Genomic DNA, 20,854 nt, shown 5'->3' on the forward strand with positions numbered 1-20,854 from the left:
GCTATTCTGATAAATCAACCAATTATTCAGTTACAATCCCCCTACTCCAAATCCCCATTCCCAAAAGTATCCCCCTGACTAACATCCCCCGTTTCGTAGCCTTTTTTAAACCAGTACATGCGCTGGGCGCTGGTGCCGTGGGTAAAGCTGTCGGGTTCTACATGACCGGTGGCTTGTTTTTGCAGGCGGTCGTCGCCGATGGCGTTGGCGGCGTTGAGGGCCTCTTCAATGTCGCCGGGGTCGAGGACATTTTTAAGGCTATGCTCATAGTGAGCCCATACGCCGGCGTAAAAATCGGCCTGTAGTTCCAGCTTTACGGATAGTTTATTGTATGCCGTTTCGCTGAGGCGATTTCGGGCTTCGTCCATCTTGGCCGAGATGCCCAGCAGGTTCTGCACGTGGTGACCCACCTCATGCGCTATCACGTAGGCCTGGGCAAAGTCGCCTGCTGCGCCGAAGCGGTTCTGTAACTCGTCGTAAAAAGAAAGGTCAATATAAACCTTGGCATCTGCCGGACAGTAGAACGGCCCACTAGCCGAACTGGCATTACCGCAACCGGAAACGGTAGCATCGGTAAACAACTTCAACCGCGGTTTTTCATAGGTTTTACCGATATCCCTGAAGAGTTTTGTCCAGATATCTTCGGTATCGGCCAGCACCACACGTACAAATTGCTTTTGTTTGTCTTCGGGCGCGTTAGGGTCAGTAACCCGCTGCTCGGTTTGCGGCTGACTGTTGGTAGCCACCTGGTTAAGCAGCTGCGAGGTATCAACACCCGTAAAATAATAAATAGCCAGGGCAATAATGCTTACTATGCCGCCACCCAATGCAAAGCGTCCGCCCCCGCCGCCACTCCCGCGGTCGTCTTCTACATTATCGCTTTCGCGCCTGCCAAACCATTGCATATTGTTGTGATTAAAGTGTATAGTAAACTTAAATGTTTTGCGGATTGTTTGCAAGGGATAATGAATTATCAAATGGACTCAGTCCTACCGTCAGTTTGAAATAGAAAAATAAAAACTACTAAATTGATAGTCTTTTTATATATTCGTAAAATATTATGAAATCAAGTAGGGGTAAATCTTTAATATGTTGTAATAGCTGTAGTTAACATCGCTAACAGTTGTTTCATTTCTATTAAAATTTTACCACCATGATACCTGCCCTACTCATCTGGCTCTTCAAAAAATACCTGGCTCCGGCCTTAAAGGATAAACATATTACCCCCTTAACTTTGCTCATGCCCTTAAAAAAAGCGGCGACCCTGCTGGCGTTACTTTACTTTTCGTCGGGCCTGATGGCCCAGGAGCAAATTGTTAAATACAATGTGCTGCACAGCGGCAAAGTGGTGGGTCATATGGATCTGTACCAAAAACGCGAGGGCGATGATCTGTCATTAAAAATGATATCGCAGGTAAAAATGCGCTTCATCATGAGCATCCAGGTAGATATTCATGAGGAATCTGTTTTTCAGAAGGGTAAACTTATCAGCTCCAGCATTTGCCGCAAGGTAAATGGTAAAGAGAAAGCCAATCGCCAAACCAAAGCCTGCGGCGATTGCTACCAGACCCTAAACGATGGCAAGGGTGGACAATTGAGTCAAAAACAGATCAGTCAGAATTTAATGCTGCTGTATTGCCGCGAGCCTGATAACAACACGCAGATCTATTGCGACAATTTTCAGCAGTTTTTGCAAATAAAGCAAGTATCTCCACATGTGTACCGCATTGATCTGCCCGATGGTAACTATAATTTTTACTCGTACACTAATGGTGTATGCAGTAAGGTTGATATTCACCACTCGCTGTACACCATTCAAATACAACTGGCCTGAAATTTTACAATTACGCCCTTCGCCCGTGAATTTGACCGCCAAACAAGCTATCTTTAACGCAAACTTTCACCCTTTTAAAGTGGAATATAGCGATAGCTCGGTCATTACTTTACTTAAGCAGGGCAGTCAAAAGGCCTTTGAATGGTTATTTAAAGAACACTTTAAAAGCCTGCATGCCTATGCGTATACCTTTTTAAAGGATGATGAAATGGCCGAAGAAATTGTACAAAATGTATTCTGCCGGATCTGGGAAAAACGCGATAATCTTAAAACCGATGGTTCGCTCAAATCATACCTGTACCGGGCTGTGCATAACGAAAGTTTGAACTATATAAAACACCAAAAGGTAAAGACCAGCTTCGGCGTATATTATGCTGGACAGCTGCAGCAGGACGAGGAAGAACAGGCATCAACCAAAGTAATGACCGCCGAGCTGCAAAAGCGCATCGAAACGGCCATGAGCGAACTACCGCAGCAATGCCGTACTATTTTTCAGCTTAGCCGCTTTGAGCAGCTCAAGTATCAGCAGATAGCCGAGCACATGGGGCTTTCCATTAAAACAGTGGAGAACCAGATGGGTAAGGCACTACGGATCATGCGCCAGAAACTGGCGGAGTTTTTACCGATTATTTTATTTTTATTAACCCGATGGCTGCACAATGAGTAATGCCAATATACATATGGATGATGATATGCTGGTGAAATACCTGGCAGGCGAAGCTACGCCTGCCGAGCGCCAACAGATAGAGGATTGGATGGCAGCCAGCGATACCAACAAAAAACTTTTTGCCGATTTTAAACTGATCTGGGATCAAAGCCCTGTAACGGAACGGGGTGTAAATAAGGATGATGCTTTTATCCGTCTGCAAAACCGCATCAACAGCAATGCCCCGGCACCCCGCCAGGTCATGATCAAAAAACTGAGCCGCAAACAATGGATAGGTGTTGCCGCTTCGGTAGTTTTAGTGTGCACCGTGCTGTGGCTAACCTTTAATCATATTTACGATAATGGTTCGGTTTCCTTTGTGCGGATAGACAGTAAAGATAAAGTACATACTCAATCGCTCCCCGATGGATCGGTGATCACCCTAAATACCCGCTCAACCATTGTGTACCCGGGCAGGTTTACCGGTAACATCCGCCCGGTGAGTTTAAGAGGAGAGGCCTTCTTTAAGGTAAGTCCAGATAAAACAAAGCCATTTATAATTAGGGTGAATGATGTAACGGTTCGGGTAGTTGGAACGTCATTCAATGTCAAGAGTCGTGATGGTAAAACCGAAGTGATTGTAGAGACAGGTATTGTACAGGTAAGCAAAAAGCAAAATAGTGTCGACCTGAACCCCGGCGAACAGGTAACAGTGACCAAAGAGCAAGGTTTATGGGCCAAACAACAGAGCAAGGGTAAACTGTATAACTATTACCTCACCGGGCAACTGGTATGTGACAAAACCCCGCTAAGAGAGGTGGTGCAAGCGCTTAACGAGGCATACAATGCTCATATTGTGATCGCCAATAAGTCGTTGGAGAGTTTACCAATCACTACTACATTCAAAGGCCAGTCGCTTGATGAAGTACTGGACGTTATTAGCGGCACATTTAAGATCACGGTGGTTCGTAAAAACCAGCAGATCCTTTTTAAATAATATTTTTTGATTTCGGAATTCGGATGTTCGATTTCGGATTTAGATTGAAATAGCGAAGAAAGAGAAAGGATAAAATAAATTAATTAAAAACGCACGGGGTTCGGGAAAATCCGAAATCGAACATCCGAAATCCGAAATTACTTTCATGTATAGATATATCCTTTTCTTCCTGGTCATTTTAGCCCTCCCGCTAGTTAGCCGGGCAACCGAAGGTGAATCTATCCTCGCCAAAAACATATCCGTCCATGTCAGCAACATGCGTTTAGGCATGGTGTTAAAAACCATTGAGCAAAAGGGAAATTTCACTTTTTCATACAACAGCAATATCGTAAAAACAGATAGCCTGGTAAGCCTCGATGCGGATAATTGGACCATTAAGGAAGTGCTTGACCGTATGCTCCTGAATCGTTTTGAATATAAGGAAACACGCAGCTTTGTGATCCTGCGCTACGCTCCCTTACAACTATCCTTAACTACCGAAAAAGCCATTGCCGAAAACGACGAGTACAGCATCAGCGGTTTTGTGACCGACGACCGCAGCGGTAAAAAGCTGGAGAATGCCAGTGTATATGACCGTACGCTGCTGCAATCAACCCTTACCGGTAAAGATGGCCGCTTTGAGCTTCGCCTTAAAAACAACGGCAAACCTGTAATGCTCACCGTAAGTAAGGAATATTATCGGGATACCACGGTCACCTTTCTCTCCGGTGTCACCGTAAACCCCAACCAATCGCAATTGGATGATGATGGCTATATGGTCAATAACGATGGCGATGGTATTGAAGGTACCACCCTGGGGGGGCTTTTCACTTCGGCCCGGCAAAAGATACGGGCGGCCAATCTGCATGGTCTTATTGCGCAGGCACCATTCCAGGCATCGGCCATACCGGGAGTGAGTACCCATGCCGAGTTTAGCGGCCAAGTGGTTAACGCGGTTTCCCTAAACGCGGTAGGCGGCTATAACGCTGGGGTTGATGGCTTTGAGCTGGGCCTTATTTTTAATCTGGATAAGGGCGATGTAGGAGCCGTCCAAATAGCCGGCATATTCAACGTGGTGGGTGGCAATGTGAACGGCATACAGGTTGGTGGTTTGTATAATAATGTACTGGGCAGCGTCCGGGGTATACAGCTTTCCCTGCTGCATAACAGCGTAAAACGGGATATGAGCGGGATACAAGTGGCCGGTTTATATAATCATACGCGAGGTTCGGTAAGGGGGATTCAACTGGCCGCATTGGGAAATATTGCAGGGCAAAAATATAGTGGTGTGCAAGTGGCCGGACTTTTTAACTATGCCCGCAATCTGCGTGGCATACAATTGGGCTTGATCAATGTGGCCGATACTTCATCGGGTTACAGCATCGGGCTCATCAACATTGTACGTTATGGCTATCATAAACTGGCCCTGTCATCCAACGAAACCCTGAATGCCAATATCGCTCTTAAAACAGGCAGTAAAAATCTTTACACCATGTGGATGGGTGGCCTCAGGGTAAATGACAATAGTAAATTATATGCCTTCGGGTTTGGGTTTGGTCGCGAACTGGGCATGGGCAAACACCTGGCCTTCAATCCCGAAATAAGCGAACAATATGTTTACCAGGGAAATTGGGCACGCACCAATCTGCTGGGCAGGCTTGATGCTTCCTTAACCTATCATGTTGCCAAAGCATTTTCTATTAATGCCGGCCCATCACTCAACCTCTTTTACTCTGACCAGCGCAACCCGGTTAACGGATATTCTTACGTTAGGGGCCTGCACCATAGCTTTATCAACAATAGCAACAGCTGGACCGGCTGGGTTGGCTGGACAGTGGGTGTGAGTTTCTTTTGATGGGTTTAAATGATATCGAAAAACCCTTCTAAAAGGAGGCTGTCACCCTGAGCTCCGTCGAAGGGTAGAGCGCAGAGGCCTGCCCACCATGCTTCGACGAGCTCAGCATGACAGCCTTTCAAACATGAGATATTACCCTAAACAGGCTGGTTTTTTTGTTAAAAGTGGGTTTACATGGTTTACACTTTTTCGGGTTGACACCTATTTATTTAACTGATAATCAATTGATTAATTTATTTCTATCAAAAAAAAACGGTTTACAGTGTAAACCATAACTTAAAAACAAAAAAGCCCCGGCTATAATGGCCGGAGCTTTTTACACAATCAATTATTTAAATTTTACTTATTGCACCTGGAACATATTGTTAAAGTTTGTTCCATCTGGATAGTAGCCTGAAATAACCAGGTTACCGTTACGCAGATTGGTGATGGCTTTATCAATATCGGCCACACTGTTGATGGGTTGTTTATTGATGCTGGTGATCACAGAACCTACCGGGATCTCAAAGTTATCAAATAACCTACCCTGGCGCACCTGGGTTACCTTCACACCAGAATTTACATGGAACTTGGCTTTTTCTGCACCACTTAATGGCTGGAAGCTTGCACCCAATCTGTTAAACAGTTCCTCAGCCGATTTAGAAACTACTGCGGTACGATTAGTTGGTGTAGCATCTGCTTTAAGTGTTACGGCAAATGTTTTCTCTTTGCCCTCACGCAACACGGTTACGTTCAATTTATCACCTGGCTGCATACGGCCAACATGCTCTTGCAGGTCGGATGATTCGTAAACCGGTGTTCCTTCAACTTTGGCTATGATATCGCCTTTTTTGATACCGGCCTGTTCGGCACCGCCGCCTTCTACCACATCATTAACATATAAACCATTGGTATTGGTGATGTTCAATTTCTGGGCAACATCCGGGTTAAGCTCGGTAAAGCTCACGCCCACAAAGCCCCGTTTTACAGAACCGTATTTTTTAATATCATTCAACACCTTTTTGGCCAGGTTAACCGGGATGGCAAAACCATAGCCTTCATATGAACCGGTATGCGATGCGATAGCCGCGTTGATACCCACTAGCTCGCCTTTGGTATTTACCAGGGCCCCACCGCTGTTACCAGGATTAATGGCGGCATCTGTTTGAATGAATGACTCAATAGCTTTGTTCAGCTTTGGAGCGCTCTGCTGATTGCGGGTACGACCGAAGGGGTTATCGTCGCCATTATCCTCGCTGCCAATAATGCCTATGTTACGGCCTTTAGCGCTTATAATACCAGCCGTTACAGTTGATGTTAAGTTAAAAGGGTTACCCACGGCCAGCACCCACTCGCCTACCCGGGTTTCGTCTGAGTTACCCAATTTGATAATAGGCAGGTCGTTCGCGCTGATCTTGATCAGGGCAAGATCGGTGCTTGGGTCTGTACCGATCACTTTAGCCTGGAAGGTACGGTGGTCATTGGTAGCAACGGTAATTTTATCGGCCTTTTCAACCACGTGGTTGTTGGTAACAATATAGCCATCGGGCGAAATAATCACACCTGAACCAGATGCCATTTGCGGTCCGCGTTGCGGTGCACGCTGGCCAAACATATCGCCAAACATTTGTTCCAATTGATCCTGGCCACCACCCGACTGACTACTATAAGTAGTACGGATATACACTACCGCCGGGGTTGCTGCTGCTGCAGCTTCAGTAAAATCAAGCGATCCGGTTGATGATACTACAGGGGCTGATTTGTTACTCGTAAAATACACCTTTTGCTTTTCTTCAAAGCTCATGTTATCCGAGTATTTGTTCTCGATAACCTTATACGCGCCTAAAGCAAGTGCACCTCCTACAAAAGCGGTTAATAGTGTTAAACCTATCTTTTTCATTTATATTTGCCTTTCTTTATTTTGTTTATATAATTTAACAACTCAAATTTAATACCATATAGACTACATAGTCAACGATTAGTTAGCGCATTTTTTGTTAAATTTTGTTAAATTAATTATCCGGGCTATTTTAATTATGGCCCTAAGTTTGAACAGCTTTAAGTAGCTGATATTAAATGACATTATTGTGAATATACGATTTTATAAATACCAGGGCGCCGGCAATGATTTTATACTGGTCGACAACCGTGAAAACCAGATAGATCATACCAACCCCAAGCTGATATCAAGCCTGTGCGACCGCCGTTTTGGGATTGGTGGCGATGGTATGATGTTTCTGCAAAATAAAGAGGGCTTTGATTTTGAAATGGTTTATTATAATGCCGACGGAGCCCCCAGCAGCATGTGCGGCAATGGCGGTCGTTGTATTGTTGCTTTCGCTAAGTTTCTGGGGATCATCGACTCCGAGACTGAATTTTTGGCGGTTGATGGCCCGCATCATGCCAAAATTTCAGATGGCGGTGATTGGGTAAGCCTGCAAATGATCAATGTTGATCAGATCAATACTGATAAAGATGCCTATGTACTCAATACCGGGTCACCCCATTATGTAAAACAGGTAGAAGACCTGGAACATCGTAACGTTTACCAGGAAGGTAAAGCTATCCGCAATAATGCTACCTACCGCGAAAAAGGTATCAACGTAAATTTTGTTGAACCTACCAGCGATGGATATTTTGTACGCACCTTTGAACGCGGTGTGGAAGACGAAACCTTTGCCTGTGGAACAGGTGTTACCGCCGTAGCCCTGGCCATGGCGAGCCATAACCAAAAAACCGGGCACATTACCACGCCCATTAAAGTTTTAGGCGGCGATCTCAATATCCGCTTTAACTACGACGGCAGAGTATTTACCGATATCTTTTTAGAGGGTCCCGCTGTGCAGGTATTTAGTGGCGAAGTGAGCCCCCCAACCCCCTAAAGGGGGAGTAACAACCCATCATGTGGTACGCTGTCATGCTGAGCTCCGTCGAAGCATGGTGGGCGGGCCTCTGCGCTCGACCCTTCGACGGAGCTCAGGGTGACACCTTTTTTTACTCATTATTTATTCGTGTAGCCTTTTCATGGGGTATTTCGCTAAAAGGAGCGTTTTGAATTGCGATCTTGAAGCTCTGTTATTGATGTAGCGGGGCTTTCTTTAATCCCCTTACTCTTAAGGTATCTGAATTAAAAGTTCCCCCTCGGGGGGCAAAAAATAAAAGCCCCCTAGACTTGCTCCGGGGGACTTTCAACCTAAACCTTATCACAATTAAACCGGTAAGTTTACCAGTTCATGTTAGGTAACACAATTACTATACCAAAAATTGCATTGGTTGTAAATTTTATAATTATGTAATTCAGATACTTCAACAATGTTCAAAATCTGATACACAGATTACACAACTGACTAATTGTATGGTCACTTGTCGGTTTTGGCAGACACATTATACAACAGTTTTATAACTGCCTGGCGGTCTTTTTTCTACGCAGATAAGCATCCGTTAAAAATAATGCAAGCACTACATCAAATATCAAAAACCACTTTAACACCGGTCCGTTAAAAAGGCTGTTGGTACTGGGTAATTTTACGCCAGCTGGTAGTTTGATATCCGCAGCGCTGATATTAATTCCTGAAATATGAATATTGGCAAATGTAAATGTGAGTAAAGCCAGTATAGTGACAGCAAAGAAAATAGCGATGCCCAGAATGATGCGCTTATCAATATTTGCTTTTAGTGGCTGCATAGCATTCTCTGTGCGAATGGATTCCATTACATTATATGTAAAAGCCATCGGTGGCTCGTCCAGCTCCATTTTGGCAAATTCCTGGTTAAGCGCCAGCAGCTCCTGATACTTTTGAGCATATGCCTCATCCTGCTCAATAAGCCTGGCTATGGCTTCCTGCTCAGCCGGACTGCAGGTGCCATCAATATAATTCCAGAGTTTTTCCTCAATCGTGTTCATATCAGTTCTTTCACCTCTTGTTTTAAATTGTGCTCCAGCTTTTCTTTCAAACGCTGGCGTGCTCTAAATAGTTTAACCTTAACCGTGTTTGTTTCCATCCCTAATGCCTGGGCAATTTCTTCCAGTGATTGTTCCCCTTTATAAAACAGGGTGATGATGGTAGCGTCATCGGGCAGTAATTGCGCAATGGCCTGGTTAAGGTAAAACGACCTTGATTTATTTTCTATATTATTGGTATCATAGCCCGATTCCCGGCTTTCAACCTGTATAAAGGTATTTTCATCATCAATGGAATCTGTTGCTACCCTCTTTTTTCTTAAAAATGTCATCGCTGTAGTATAAACTATACTGTACAGCCACGTACTAAATTTTGACTGCCCCTGGAACGATGCCAGTGAGCGGTACGCTTTTATAAAACAGTCCTGGGCAATTTCTTCGGCATCTTCACGTCCCTTGGCAAAACGCATGGCCAGGGTAAATACAAAACGCTGGTGCCGTTTAACCAGGTCGGCATAGGCCGATTGGTTACCCGCCAGGGTTTGTTCTATGAGTTCGATATCTGAAAGCTTGCTCTGCATGTGTTACAACCTCTCTGACGACGCGGTTTTAAATTAGGTTACAGGGTTTATGTAAATTTAATGAAAATTTGGCCCAAACACCCGTCATCTATCCCCTTAAAATTCAAAACAAAGCTGTAGCTTTATACCACCATAATAAACTAAGCCTCCGCATAAATAAATTATAACATCTGTTACATATTAAACTTTTAGTACGTTATCATAGTCACATAACATATAATATTTATAAAATAACTATCACATGAAACCACCCATGAACTGCTAAACAAACACAAATACAGTTCATCACCGTTTCACAATCTAAAAAACAAATTTACCCCATGAAAAAGCTATTTATCCTTGCAGCATTACTTACAACTACTTATGGTGCGTTTGCACAAACGGTTGACCTGCGTCGCAAAATTGAAGTTACAGGCATTGCCGAACAGGAAGTTACCCCCGACATTATATATGTTTCCATTTCTTTACAGGAATATATGAACGGTAAAAACCGGGTTACTATTGATGTTTTGGAAAACCAATTGGAAAAAGGTGTAAAAGACGCCGGAATTGCCCGCGAAGACTTTACTATAAACAATGTTTCGGCCTGGAATAACACTTATCAAAAGAAAAAGGCCCCCGATTTTTTGGCCAGCAAACAATACCTGGTTAAAGTTACCGACCTGAATAAATTCAACCAGATATTGGCCAAGGTTGATGCAAAAGGTATCCAATCAACCGATATTCAGAGCTACGATTATTCCAAGATCAACGAACTGAAAAATACGCTGAAATTAAAAGCATTACTATCAGCCCGCGATAAAGCAGCATTCCTGGTAAATGGATTGGGCGACAAATTAGGTTCTGCATTGAGCATTACCGAAAGCGACAACAGCAGCTTTCCACAGCCACGTGCCATGATGATGTTTAAATCAGCTGCCGCGGATGCTGCCGGCCCTGCCGAGTCAGACATCGACTTTAAAAAGATAAAACTGAGCTTCCAGATACAAGCTACATTTGAAATAAAGTAAGCCCCCCCAGCCCCCTGAAGGGGGAGTTTTGAAATTCATTTGTAAAGCCTTTCTCGCTATGAGAAAGGCTTTTTTGTTTCTAAAAACTCTATGCTAATCAAAAAGCTCCCCCTTCAGGGGGCTGGGGGGCGTAATTTTTTTTTACAAAGGGTGTAACCTGTTTAAAAACAGTGTAGTCATAACCTACAAATACATCGCATTGGTGATTTAGAAACAAGAAAAAATTTAATTAACTTATTAAAACTTAAATAGTATGGAAACTGCTCAACTGGGTGTATTAGCTGGAATATTAGTACCCCTCGGCTTCTTCGCCATGATCTTCGGGATCGTTTACCTGAACAAGCGCGAAAAATTATCAATGATTGAACGTGGTATGGATCCGCGTAGTTACAAACCACAATCAGCGCCTTATCAAAACTTAAAATGGGGATTACTGCTTATCGGCTCTGGCATCGGTTTGTTCCTGGCCTTTATTTTAGATCATTCTGTGTTCCGTTATATGGACGATGAAGCATTTTTCCTTTACGTTGCCCTGATTGCCATCTTCGGCGGAGCTGGACTGATCCTCTCCTACCGGATAGAAAAAAAGGAAGTACTGGATAAAGATGATCTTACGCTACAGAAATAATCAGAAAAATAAATTCCGTCGACTTAAAGCGTCTGTTTTAACAGAGGCTTTTCGGCGTTTAGTGTAGCCGGATATTTAGTTCGAAATATGATATTTCTCTTTAAAGGATTGTAGATGGTATAATTCGTGCCCAGCCATCATATAAACAAAAGCCCTTACTGAAAACAGGTGATCACTGGCAATACCGGTACGCAGCAATTGCTCTTCGCTAAATCCCCGGATCATATAAATATTGGATAACCGTGTGGCTTTAAATTCCGCTGCCAGATCCTGTATACTTTGGGCGTTAAAATCAGTGTTATTTACGTATATGTCCTGATCAAAACCCGGCAGTTCAATATAGTTTCGTGAAAAAACAAGAGCCCGGTAAGCAAAGGTCCGTTCGGTATCTATCATATGGCCAAGCACTTGTTTAACTGTCCACTTACCGGGCGCGTAGGCATAGGCAGCCTGCTCATCTGTCAATTTGCTGAACAACTGATAGCTCGATTCCATTAAACGTTCCAATAGTTCAATAACATGATTATCCGGAACCAGGTTCACATACCCGCTTGCAAATGGCGAATATTCTTCAGGAGATGGCTTGCTTATCATGGCGTATGTTTTTTAATATGATCCTAAATGTTGTCCCTTTACCTATTTCGGAGTCTTTTACAAATATCTGTCCGTTATGATAATTCTCTATCATACGCTTGGTTAACGACAAGCCCAAACCCCAGCCCCGTTTTCGTGTAGTATAACCCGGCTGAAAAACGGTATCAAACTTAGATCGTTGTATGCCCTTACCGGTATCTGTCACATCAATAAAAACCTGATTTTTTAACTTATTACCCCCTATTTCTATGTGAATCCCTCCCTTGCCTTCAATAGCGTTCACCGCGTTTTTCAGCAAATTCTCCAATACCCAGTCAAACAAAGGAATATTAAGTCCGGCTTTGAGGTGTGGGTTGCCGGTCATTTCAAAGCTGATATTTTTGCTTACCCTAACTTTAAAATAATCAACAAAATCTTTAACCACGGCATAAACGGCATGCTCTTCCAGTACGGGCTTCGATCCTATTTTTGAAAAACGGTCGGCCACTATCTCCAGGCGCTGCACATCGTTCTCCATTTCCGCTATCAGGGTGTCTCCTTCGGCGTTAAACTTTTCCTTCATCAGTTCAATCCAGGCCATTAATGATGATATGGGTGTACCCAACTGATGGGCTGTTTCTTTGGCCAAACCAACCCATACCTGATCCTGCTCCGACTTTCGGGATGAGCTGAATGCTGTATAAGCCATCAACAGAAATATAGCGATCACCGTTAACTGGATATATGGAAACAAACGCAACTGCTGTAGCAAGGCCGAGTCTTTATAATAAACAAACCATTGTTCGCCCAAAACTAATAATTTAATAGGCGCATGCTGTTTTTTCATATAATCCAGCTCCGACTTAAAATATTCAGGATCATATTTTTTTGTCTTCTTCCCTTCGGCCTCCAGTTTTATATTGGTTTTGGTGGTATCCAGGCCGCGCTGTATAACAATATCGCCTTTAGCATCCGTAACAATAGCCGGTACGGTAAGACTGTCGCGTACAGCAAAAACATAATTTAAAAAGTCGTTATCGTCTGAGTTAAGTACCTGTTTCATGCTCAGTGCCCAAACTTGAGCGCGTGTACGCTCGGAGATGGCTATGTTTTTTACTAAATAACGGGTATAAAATAGAGAGCCAAAGGCAATAACTACGGCAAACGCGAGCAGAAAATATTTCCAGCGCTTTTTCTGTTGGTATGGGTTCATACTGGGCACACTCCAAATAACGTAAAATTATTTCAAATGTGATGGTTACAGATGTGCAGATTTCAAATGTGCAGATATGCAGATAATCGATTGCCCGTCATTTTTCATCTGCACATCTAAAATCTGCATATCTGCACATGGTAAAAAACTTATCTTTGCCCCATCATGACCGATAAAAAAGTAAGAGTTCGTTTTGCGCCAAGTCCAACTGGTGGTTTGCACCTGGGTGGCGTACGCACCGTATTATTTAACTATTTATTCGCCAAAAAACACCATGGCGATTTTATTTTAAGGATTGAGGACACCGATCAGACCCGCTATGTTGAAGGTGCCGAAGAATATATTTTAGATTGTTTGAAATGGTGCGGCTTGCAACCAGATGAAAGTCCGGTGGTTGGCGGCCCTTATGCCCCATACCGTCAAAGTGAGCGTAAAGCGCTTTACCGCGAATATGCCGAACGCCTGGTGATGCAGGGCCACGCCTATTACGCGTTTGACACCGCCGAAGAACTGGACAAGAACCGTAAAGAGATCCCCAATTTTCAATACGGCCAGGCCTATCGCGATAGCTTGCGCAATTCAATTTCACTACCACAGCATGAGGTGGATGCCTTGCTTGATGCCGGTACACCACATGTGATCCGCATAAAAATGCCTGCCGACGAAACCATCAGCTTTAATGATATGATCCGTGGGCACGTAAGTTTTGAAACCAACCAGGTTGATGATAAAGTATTGCTCAAAGCCGACGGTATGCCTACCTACCATTTAGCTGTGGTTGTGGATGATTACCTGATGAAGATTTCGCATGCTTTCCGCGGCGAAGAATGGCTGCCATCGGCACCCGTACATTTGCTGTTATGGGATTACCTGGGTTGGAAAGCCGATATGCCGCAATGGGCGCACCTTCCCTTAATATTAAAACCCGATGGCCATGGCAAGCTCAGCAAACGCGACGGCGCCCGCTTGGGTTTCCCGGTATATGCTATGACCTGGTTTGATGCCAAAACCGGCGAACTCACCCCGGGTTTCCGCGAGCTGGGTTTTTTACCCGAAGCATTTTTAAACCTGCTGGCTACCCTGGGTTGGAACGATGGTACCGACCAGGAATTATTTACGCTGGCCGAACTGATCGAAAAATTCTCATTGGACAGGGTGAGCAAAGCCGGCGCTAAATTTGATTTTGAAAAAGCCAAATGGTTCAATGCCGAATGGATCAAAAAGCTTAATGCTGAAAGCCTAAAGCCTAAAGTAAAAGCAGTTTTAGAAGAAAAAGGAATTACAATCAATAATGACGATTACCTTTTAACCGTAATCAATTTAATAAAAGATCGCTGCGTTTTACTGGCCGATTTTTATCAGCAGGCAGGATACTTTTTTGAACAACCCAAAGAATATGACCTCAACGCGGTAAAACCAAAATGGACCGATGCTAAAACCGATTTTTTTAACGCGCTTACTGCTTTATTAAACAGCGACCAAACCGCTTTAGAAGCCCACAGCTTTGAGGAGGCTTTTAAAGCCCTCATGGACGAGAAAGCCTTAAAAGCAGGCGATGTCATGTTGCCTTTCCGTATTATGCTGGTTGGGGGCAAATTTGGCCCTCATGTATTTGACATAGCCGCACTGCTGGGCAGGCAGGAAACTATCAGCAGGATAGCCAAAGCTTTGGAAGCGTTTACCGCTTAAAGCTTAGCTGTAGAATGGCAAGTAAAAAAGCCGTATTATTGGGATAACAACATAATCCCACCACATGAATAAAATTTACTTTAAAAGCATCAGCAGCATACTGATGCTTTTTTGCGTTATAAGCGCCTTTGCACAGCAGACCGATTCTGTTAAATATATCAAAGCCGGCCGGTTTATTGATACCGAAAAAGGCAGGGTACTTACCAACCAGATCATTGTGGTTGACCATGATACCATTAAAGCGGTTGGCGATAATATTAGCATACCGGCAGGCGCAAAGATGATTGACCTCAGCTATGCCACAGTTTTGCCTGGCTTAATTGATTGCCACACCCATTTGAGCCAACAACCCGGTGATAATTATTATGATGATATTTTCCGTAAATCGCCGGTTGATTACGCAGTAATAGCTCCCAATTATGCCAAACGGACCCTGCTTGCCGGTTTTACTACCTGCCGGGATGTGGGCGCTGCCGCTTTTATTGATATAGCCCTTCGCAACGCCATCAATCATGGCGATATTCCCGGCCCGCGTATGCTTTGCGCTACGCTGTTTATTGGCAGTACCGGCAGTCATGGTGACCTGAACGGCTTTTCGCCATATCTGGATTGGGTTGGCCCCAAGCAAATGAGTGGTGTTGCCAATGGTGTTGATGAGCTACGTAAACAAGTGCGTTATAATATTAAATACGGCGCAGAAGTAATCAAATTTGGGGCAAGCGCTGGTGTGCTCTCCGAAGAGGAAAGCGTAGGCGCGCCGCAATTTACCCAGGAAGAGATGAACGCCATTGTTGATGAAGCCCATCTTTGGGGTCTTAAAGCCTGCGCCCATGCTCACGGAACTGTAGCCATAAAGATGGCTGTAAAGGCGGGCGTGGCCTCTATTGAGCATGGTAGTTTCCTTGACGACGAAGCTATAGCTCTCATGAAACAACACGGCACTTACCTGGTTGCCGATATCTATAACGACGATTATATCCTGAGCGATTATGCCAAACATGGTACCCCCGAAAAAATCATTAATAAAGAACGCCTGGTTGGCAAAACACAACGCCTAAGTTTTCAAAAAGCGGTAAAAGCCGGGGTTAAGATAGCCTTTGGTACCGATGCCGGGGTTTATCCCCATGGTTGGAACGGCAAGCAGTTCAAATACATGGTAAAGTTTGGCTTAAACCCTATGCAGGCTATACAATCGGCCACTTATAACGCTGCCGATCTGTTAGGCTGGCAGGGCAAAGTGGGCTCAATCTCCAAAGGCAAATATGCCGACCTCATCGCTGTAAAAACCGATCCCCTAACTGATATTACCAGCCTGGAGAACATCCCTTTTGTAATGAAAGGCGGCGAAGTATACAAGGATGAATTGCATCAATAAATTAATAAACTTAAATATATCTAAATACCTAAAAACGAGGTAACAAATACAAACTATCTATCGTAATAAAGCTCCAATAATATCTCGCTGTGATACAGCGGGATATGGCAACTGAACAGGCACCTGAATTTACTTTAGCGAAAATTAATTTCAAAAAAAGAAGTTCATTGATTTTCAGGCAAGTTTTTATGTCTTTAATGTCTGTTTTTTGTATCAATATTATTACAATTGGCAATAATATTTTGGAGGAATGATATTTAAAATTTAATTTTATGAGCCCCCTTAATTAATTGGTTATGATCCGCATAAGATCTAAAAACGTGTTATTGGTTGCTGCCGATAATTTTTCGGTTGAATTACTGTCTGACAATAAAATGTTCAGGCATGTTTCTACGGTAAGTAGTATTTTCCCTACCATACACGAAACTAAACCCAACATAGTCATATTTGATTATGATCACCTGATTAAGGACATCGAAAAAATACTACGCCGCATAGGCAGCAATCCTGCTTACAGTAAAATAAAAGTATATTGTTATAAAACCAAAGCCCACACTAAAACCGATAGTCTGTTAAAAGTGCTTGGGGTTGATCATATCTTTTATCCCGAGGATTTCAAAAAACCAGCTGAGGGCAAAAATATCGCAGGTGTTTTATCCGGAATTTTTGATGCCCCTATTAACAATCTCCTTGCTAAAGCTTCTAACTAAATCGTTCCAATCAACTCGCTTTTAAATGAGGCTTGCTGATCAAAATAATGCGCCATACCGCTTCGGCGCTTAGTAGTGCAACTACTGCAAACACCGCAGCTTTCAATGCTTCGGGTGTTGATGACAATGCCCCAGCCAAAGCCACCGCGTAAACCATAAAAGGAAAAATCAATACCAGGCAAAGGCTCGTGATATTTAAGGGAATCCTGAACGGCCGGGCCTTAAGCGGTTCTTTTAACCTCAGCTTTACCAGTGCTATATACTCCAGCGATAACCCTGCGCCGTAAACTGTTACATCAATGATCAAAAGATCGGCAAAGGTCCATAGTACCATAAAGCTCACCACTAAGGAGCAAATGATGATGGATATATAGGGCGTTTTAAAGCGGCGGTGCAGCTTGTTCAAACCAGCCGGCAGCAAATGATCTTCGGACATTACTTGTGGTACCCGAGATACCGATAACAATACAGCCGCGTAAATACCCAGCGTACTGGCCATGCCGCCCGCCGCTATAACAACACCCAGCCATCTACCTGCCACCAATACCCCCAATGCCGGGAAGCCGTCATTGGTTAACTTGTCATGATTTATGCCCGATTGCTGGGCTATCCAGGTGATAAAAAAGTAAACCACCATCACCAGTATAAAAGCTATGATCATGGATACCAGGTATGACCGTACCGGTTTTTCAACCTCCTCGGCATAGGTGGTGATATTGTCCCAGCCCAGGCAGTTCCACATCACGGTATATAGTGCCATCCCAAACGAGGGGAAAGTAATTCCTTTTAATGATGGCGAGGGAATGCTCAAACTGCCGCTATGCTTATGAATAGCCAAAACAATTAAAATAATAACCGGTGCCAGTACTGCCGCGCTTAAAAACAGCGATACTTTACCCACAGGCACTATCCCCAGTATATTTAAGCCCGCCGATGCCCAGATAATGAGCAGGCATACCGGCACCTGGTACTGCAGCAAAACCGGGAAAAAGAACGACGCATATTGTACAAACAGCACAGGGTATATAGCCAGATCGACAAAAGTATAGAGCCAGGTCCACCAGCCCTCATAGAAGCCCCAGCGGGTGCCCAGGGCGTATTTAACCCATTTGTAATAGCCACCGGTGATGGGCATCATGCTGTTCAGTTCCAGTACGGTGAATATGGCTGGAACGTCCCAAAGCAATGGGGTTATTAACAGGATCAAAATTGCACCATGATCGCCGGCATAACTCAGCAGCGGTTCCAGACCATATGGCCCACCAGAAACGGTAAAGAAAATAACAGCGACAAGCTGTATCGGTCTGATTTTTTTTAAGGCTGCGGCTGATGGCATAAGTTATAAAAATACAATTTAGCCTTTATTACAAAAATCAAACAACGTACATTTTTAAAATACTTTTTAAAGCTTGATTTTAACACTTTTCGGAGCGAAAAGCAGGTAAAAACGGGTCAAAAACCTTTCGAAACTGATTCAAAACCATCCATTTTAACACTTTTTAACAAATTTTTGATGGGTTTTGAAAACTTTAAAAAGATTTATAGGATTGATTTTCAAATAACTAAGTAAAAAACAGTTTACTTTTTACCCTTTTTGCCCCTTTAAGCAAATGGCCCTGCTTACGTTTTTCAAGTAAGCAGGGCCATGGGTTTATATACTTAAATATACGAAATTATTTCGAGATTGTCTGAATCAGAATTTACAGAATGGGATTTTATATTCTGAGAATCCTTAAATTCTGTAAATTCTGATTCAGCCATTTTTTAAATTAACAGAATGAGATTTTATATTCTGAGAATCCTCAAATTCTGTGAATTCTGATTCAGACGTAGACTATTGCAAACTCAGCCATTTTTTACGCACCAGCTGTTGCTGTGCGGTTGCATTATCTACCGGTACAATTTTATATTTAACCCGCGCGTTTTTCAGCAGGGTAACCGGCAGGGTAAGTTGCAGCCCATCGCGGATGATGCCCACATTTATTTTATCGCCAACTTTTTTACCGTTCAGCATGGTTGCCGCGTCGGTAACAGGTTCGTTGTCAATAGTAGCCAGCTCATCATTAACGTTAATGCCGTCGATATAGGCCGATGTTCCGCGGGTAACGCTGGTCACAATTACTTTTTTATTGGCCGTAGTAGCCGTAACCACGCCGAATGCCGGATCATTATTATCCGCCAGTTCATCGCTTATTTTATAGCCGGCATAGCCAAGGTATTTGTTATAGTCCACAGGAGTTAGACCATTGATATATTTTTTATAAAAATCATCCAGTTTTTTACCGGCAAATTTTTCAAACCCTTGTTTAAACTCCGCGTCGGTATAGCCGCGTTTTTTGGTTTTGTAATATTCGGTATACATATACTTCATCACATCATCCAAAGAGTATTTCCCCTTACTGCTGTTAATGATCTCCAGGTCGAGCATCATTCCGACAATAGCGCCTTTGTTATAGTAAGATATCGTGGTATTGTTGGAATTCTCGTTCGGACGGTATGCTTTTATCCAGGCGTCGAAGCTCGATTCGGCAACAGTCTGCACATTTTTGCCCGGCAGGTTTTCCAGGATGTTAAACTCCCCTACCAATACGTCTAAATAATTTTCTGGCGGATACAGGTTAGTACGGCGAACCGCTATTTCCTGGTAGTATTCCGTAAACCCTTCGGCTATCCACAAATTGGTGGTATAGTTTTCGTTATCATAATCAAAGGGCCCTAATACAATCGGACGAAGACGTTTTACATTCCATAAATGGAAGTGTTCATGCGCCGCCAGGCCCAAAAAGTTCTGGTATCCCTTTTCTGTCGCATAGTTATCGCGCGAAGCGCCTAAAACCGTAGAGCTTAAATGCTCCAGACCACCGCCGCCACGTAAATGGTTATGCACAATAAAAACGTAATGCTTGTTTGGGTTTTCGCCAAAAATGGCTGCTTCCTGTTCCACAATGCTGTGCAGATCTTTTTTCAGGCGTTCTTTATCATAATTTCCACCGCCGTACATACACACCTCATATTTTACGCCTGATGCATCGAAACCGAAAACATCCTGGTTACCCACTTCAATGGGCGAATCAAAAAGGATATCATAATTGGGGGATACGCGGGTAAAAGGATCGCCATTCACCATTTCCAGACTGGTTGAAACCTTAGCCCAGTCTTTATAAGGTTTAATGTGGATAGTTGACGGCTGGTGCAGCATATTGGCCGGGTAAATAAAGATCCCCGAGCTTGACAGGAAGCCATGCGAGGCATCGATATAACTGGTACGTACCGAGATCTCGTTGGCATAAACCCGGTATTTAATATTTACTGTGGATACACCTTTGGTAGCAATACGCCAGGTGTTTTTATTGATCTTGGGCGATGCAACCGTTTTTCCGCCGGCATCGGCACTAAAAGCTTCTATGTTTTTGGCAAACTCCCGCACCAGGTATGAGCCGGGTGTCCATACAGGCATTTTAAGATCGAGCGTGTTTTGTTTTAAGCCCGAGATATGCATTTCAATATCAGCATAATGCGCCTGTGCCTCCGGAAAAGACACTGTGTAGGATATATTGGCCGTAGTTTGCGCTTCACTGATAGATGGACTCATATAAGATATGATTAATAAAAATGTAATGATATGTTTAAATGGTTTCATGCCGCAAGTTAAAAAAATTATGAATTTCTCTGCACGCGTCATTGCGCTTCAGCTTCGCTGGAAAACAAATCAAAACCATGTCATTGCGAGGAGGAACGACGAAGCAATCTCGTAGCATGTAAGATGAACGCGACGAGATTGCCACGCTCCGCTCCTTTAGATTAGCATAATTATTATATTGGACTATTTGATTGAGCAAGAAGCAGGGTAAACTAAGCTTCGCTCCGAGTTAGTGACTCACATT

Annotated in this window: 18 protein-coding genes; 10 read left to right on the top strand and 8 right to left on the bottom strand. The window is 43.5% G+C overall.

The features are described from left to right. Positions 1 to 41: 41 nt before the first annotated feature. Positions 42 to 905, bottom strand: a complete 864-nt coding sequence (locus BLR84_RS27440; RefSeq protein ID WP_090473455.1) for a KPN_02809 family neutral zinc metallopeptidase — start codon at positions 903 to 905, stop codon at positions 42 to 44. Positions 906 to 1,153: 248 nt separating this feature from the next. Between BLR84_RS27440 and BLR84_RS27445 the strand changes: the two genes are divergently transcribed. The 4 genes from BLR84_RS27445 (at position 1,154) to BLR84_RS27460 (ending at position 5,311) form a co-directional block, all read left to right on the top strand. After that, on the top strand, positions 1,154 to 1,834 hold the full coding sequence (locus BLR84_RS27445; RefSeq protein ID WP_090473456.1) for a DUF6134 family protein: 681 nt from the start codon (positions 1,154 to 1,156) through the stop codon (positions 1,832 to 1,834). Further along, the gene (locus tag BLR84_RS27450) at positions 1,770 to 2,501 is read left to right on the top strand and encodes an RNA polymerase sigma-70 factor (protein WP_090473457.1); all 732 of its coding nucleotides are present in this window, start codon (positions 1,770 to 1,772) and stop codon (positions 2,499 to 2,501) included. Before BLR84_RS27445 ends, BLR84_RS27450 begins: the two co-directional genes overlap by 65 nt. Then, on the top strand, positions 2,494 to 3,477 hold the full coding sequence (locus tag BLR84_RS27455; protein WP_090473458.1) for a FecR domain-containing protein: 984 nt from the start codon (positions 2,494 to 2,496) through the stop codon (positions 3,475 to 3,477). Before BLR84_RS27450 ends, BLR84_RS27455 begins: the two co-directional genes overlap by 8 nt. Before the next feature lie 145 nt (positions 3,478 to 3,622). Further along, the gene (locus BLR84_RS27460) at positions 3,623 to 5,311 is read left to right on the top strand and encodes a peptidase associated/transthyretin-like domain-containing protein (RefSeq protein ID WP_090473459.1); all 1,689 of its coding nucleotides are present in this window, start codon (positions 3,623 to 3,625) and stop codon (positions 5,309 to 5,311) included. Between the two features lie 343 nt (positions 5,312 to 5,654). Here the strand turns inward: BLR84_RS27460 and BLR84_RS27465 are convergent, their stop codons facing one another. After that, positions 5,655 to 7,190 (bottom strand): Do family serine endopeptidase, encoded by a 1,536-nt coding sequence (locus tag BLR84_RS27465; protein ID WP_090473460.1) that lies wholly within the window; start codon positions 7,188 to 7,190, stop codon positions 5,655 to 5,657. 187 nt (positions 7,191 to 7,377) lie between these two features. On the opposite strand from BLR84_RS27465, the gene dapF reads away from it, so the two are divergent. Further along, positions 7,378 to 8,172 (top strand): diaminopimelate epimerase, encoded by a 795-nt coding sequence (gene dapF / locus BLR84_RS27470; RefSeq protein ID WP_176852171.1) that lies wholly within the window; start codon positions 7,378 to 7,380, stop codon positions 8,170 to 8,172. A gap of 515 nt (positions 8,173 to 8,687) precedes the next feature. Here dapF and BLR84_RS27475 read toward each other — a convergent pair. Both BLR84_RS27475 and BLR84_RS27480 read right to left on the bottom strand, forming a co-directional pair. Then, entirely contained in the window at positions 8,688 to 9,194 is a 507-nt protein-coding gene (locus BLR84_RS27475; protein WP_090473462.1) for an anti-sigma factor family protein, read from the bottom strand. After that, the gene (locus BLR84_RS27480) at positions 9,191 to 9,772 is read right to left on the bottom strand and encodes an RNA polymerase sigma factor (protein WP_076376698.1); all 582 of its coding nucleotides are present in this window, start codon (positions 9,770 to 9,772) and stop codon (positions 9,191 to 9,193) included. The genes BLR84_RS27475 and BLR84_RS27480 overlap by 4 nt, the downstream gene beginning before the upstream one ends. A gap of 320 nt (positions 9,773 to 10,092) precedes the next feature. Between BLR84_RS27480 and BLR84_RS27485 the strand changes: the two genes are divergently transcribed. Then, positions 10,093 to 10,782 carry an SIMPL domain-containing protein gene (locus tag BLR84_RS27485; RefSeq protein ID WP_090473463.1) on the top strand — a complete coding sequence of 230 codons (690 nt, stop codon included), beginning with the start codon at positions 10,093 to 10,095 and terminating at the stop codon, positions 10,780 to 10,782. Between the two features lie 253 nt (positions 10,783 to 11,035). Beyond that, positions 11,036 to 11,410: a DUF6249 domain-containing protein gene (locus tag BLR84_RS27490; RefSeq protein ID WP_090473464.1), complete on the top strand. Its 375-nt coding sequence runs from the start codon at positions 11,036 to 11,038 to the stop codon at positions 11,408 to 11,410. 75 nt (positions 11,411 to 11,485) lie between these two features. On the opposite strand, the gene BLR84_RS27495 is transcribed toward BLR84_RS27490, so the two are convergent. Both BLR84_RS27495 and BLR84_RS27500 read right to left on the bottom strand, forming a co-directional pair. Next, positions 11,486 to 12,004, bottom strand: a complete 519-nt coding sequence (locus BLR84_RS27495) for a DinB family protein (RefSeq protein ID WP_090473465.1) — start codon at positions 12,002 to 12,004, stop codon at positions 11,486 to 11,488. Next, entirely contained in the window at positions 11,982 to 13,196 is a 1,215-nt protein-coding gene (locus BLR84_RS27500; RefSeq protein ID WP_090473466.1) for a sensor histidine kinase, read from the bottom strand. The genes BLR84_RS27495 and BLR84_RS27500 overlap by 23 nt, the downstream gene beginning before the upstream one ends. 165 nt (positions 13,197 to 13,361) lie before the next feature. Here BLR84_RS27500 and gltX point away from each other — a divergent pair, with 165 nt between their 5' ends. From gltX to BLR84_RS27515, 3 genes are all read left to right on the top strand, one after another. Next, complete coding sequence (gltX, locus tag BLR84_RS27505) at positions 13,362 to 14,885, top strand: glutamate--tRNA ligase (protein WP_090473467.1); 1,524 nt, start codon at positions 13,362 to 13,364, stop codon at positions 14,883 to 14,885. Between the two features lie 64 nt (positions 14,886 to 14,949). Next, entirely contained in the window at positions 14,950 to 16,260 is a 1,311-nt protein-coding gene (locus BLR84_RS27510) for a Xaa-Pro dipeptidase (protein ID WP_090473468.1), read from the top strand. Positions 16,261 to 16,556: 296 nt separating this feature from the next. Beyond that, complete coding sequence (locus BLR84_RS27515; protein WP_090473469.1) at positions 16,557 to 16,970, top strand: hypothetical protein; 414 nt, start codon at positions 16,557 to 16,559, stop codon at positions 16,968 to 16,970. Positions 16,971 to 16,980: 10 nt separating this feature from the next. On the opposite strand, the gene BLR84_RS27520 is transcribed toward BLR84_RS27515, so the two are convergent. Further along, complete coding sequence (locus BLR84_RS27520; protein WP_090473470.1) at positions 16,981 to 18,306, bottom strand: APC family permease; 1,326 nt, start codon at positions 18,304 to 18,306, stop codon at positions 16,981 to 16,983. A 498-nt stretch (positions 18,307 to 18,804) separates the two neighbouring features. Continuing rightward, positions 18,805 to 20,610 carry a M61 family metallopeptidase gene (locus tag BLR84_RS27525; RefSeq protein WP_255367058.1) on the bottom strand — a complete coding sequence of 602 codons (1,806 nt, stop codon included), beginning with the start codon at positions 20,608 to 20,610 and terminating at the stop codon, positions 18,805 to 18,807. Between the last annotated feature and the right edge of the window lie 244 nt (positions 20,611 to 20,854).

The sequence above is a fragment of the Mucilaginibacter sp. OK268 genome (assembly GCF_900103125.1).
Classification (GTDB): domain Bacteria; phylum Bacteroidota; class Bacteroidia; order Sphingobacteriales; family Sphingobacteriaceae; genus Mucilaginibacter.

Coding starts and splice junctions, on each gene's coding strand:
- BLR84_RS27500 (WP_090473466.1), bottom strand. CDS start 13,196: ATGAACCCATACCAACAGAAAAAGCGCTGGAAATATTTTCTGCTCGCG.
- BLR84_RS27460 (WP_090473459.1), top strand. CDS start 3,623: ATGTATAGATATATCCTTTTCTTCCTGGTCATTTTAGCCCTCCCGCTA.
- BLR84_RS27510 (WP_090473468.1), top strand. CDS start 14,950: ATGAATAAAATTTACTTTAAAAGCATCAGCAGCATACTGATGCTTTTT.
- BLR84_RS27495 (WP_090473465.1), bottom strand. CDS start 12,004: ATGATAAGCAAGCCATCTCCTGAAGAATATTCGCCATTTGCAAGCGGG.
- BLR84_RS27450 (WP_090473457.1), top strand. CDS start 1,770: ATGGTGTATGCAGTAAGGTTGATATTCACCACTCGCTGTACACCATTC.
- BLR84_RS27445 (WP_090473456.1), top strand. CDS start 1,154: ATGATACCTGCCCTACTCATCTGGCTCTTCAAAAAATACCTGGCTCCG.
- BLR84_RS27440 (WP_090473455.1), bottom strand. CDS start 905: ATGCAATGGTTTGGCAGGCGCGAAAGCGATAATGTAGAAGACGACCGC.
- BLR84_RS27520 (WP_090473470.1), bottom strand. CDS start 18,306: ATGCCATCAGCCGCAGCCTTAAAAAAAATCAGACCGATACAGCTTGTC.
- gltX (WP_090473467.1), top strand. CDS start 13,362: ATGACCGATAAAAAAGTAAGAGTTCGTTTTGCGCCAAGTCCAACTGGT.
- BLR84_RS27485 (WP_090473463.1), top strand. CDS start 10,093: ATGAAAAAGCTATTTATCCTTGCAGCATTACTTACAACTACTTATGGT.
- BLR84_RS27480 (WP_076376698.1), bottom strand. CDS start 9,772: ATGCAGAGCAAGCTTTCAGATATCGAACTCATAGAACAAACCCTGGCG.
- BLR84_RS27465 (WP_090473460.1), bottom strand. CDS start 7,190: ATGAAAAAGATAGGTTTAACACTATTAACCGCTTTTGTAGGAGGTGCA.
- BLR84_RS27475 (WP_090473462.1), bottom strand. CDS start 9,194: ATGAACACGATTGAGGAAAAACTCTGGAATTATATTGATGGCACCTGC.
- BLR84_RS27490 (WP_090473464.1), top strand. CDS start 11,036: ATGGAAACTGCTCAACTGGGTGTATTAGCTGGAATATTAGTACCCCTC.
- BLR84_RS27525 (WP_255367058.1), bottom strand. CDS start 20,610: ATGAAACCATTTAAACATATCATTACATTTTTATTAATCATATCTTAT.
- BLR84_RS27455 (WP_090473458.1), top strand. CDS start 2,494: ATGAGTAATGCCAATATACATATGGATGATGATATGCTGGTGAAATAC.
- BLR84_RS27515 (WP_090473469.1), top strand. CDS start 16,557: ATGATCCGCATAAGATCTAAAAACGTGTTATTGGTTGCTGCCGATAAT.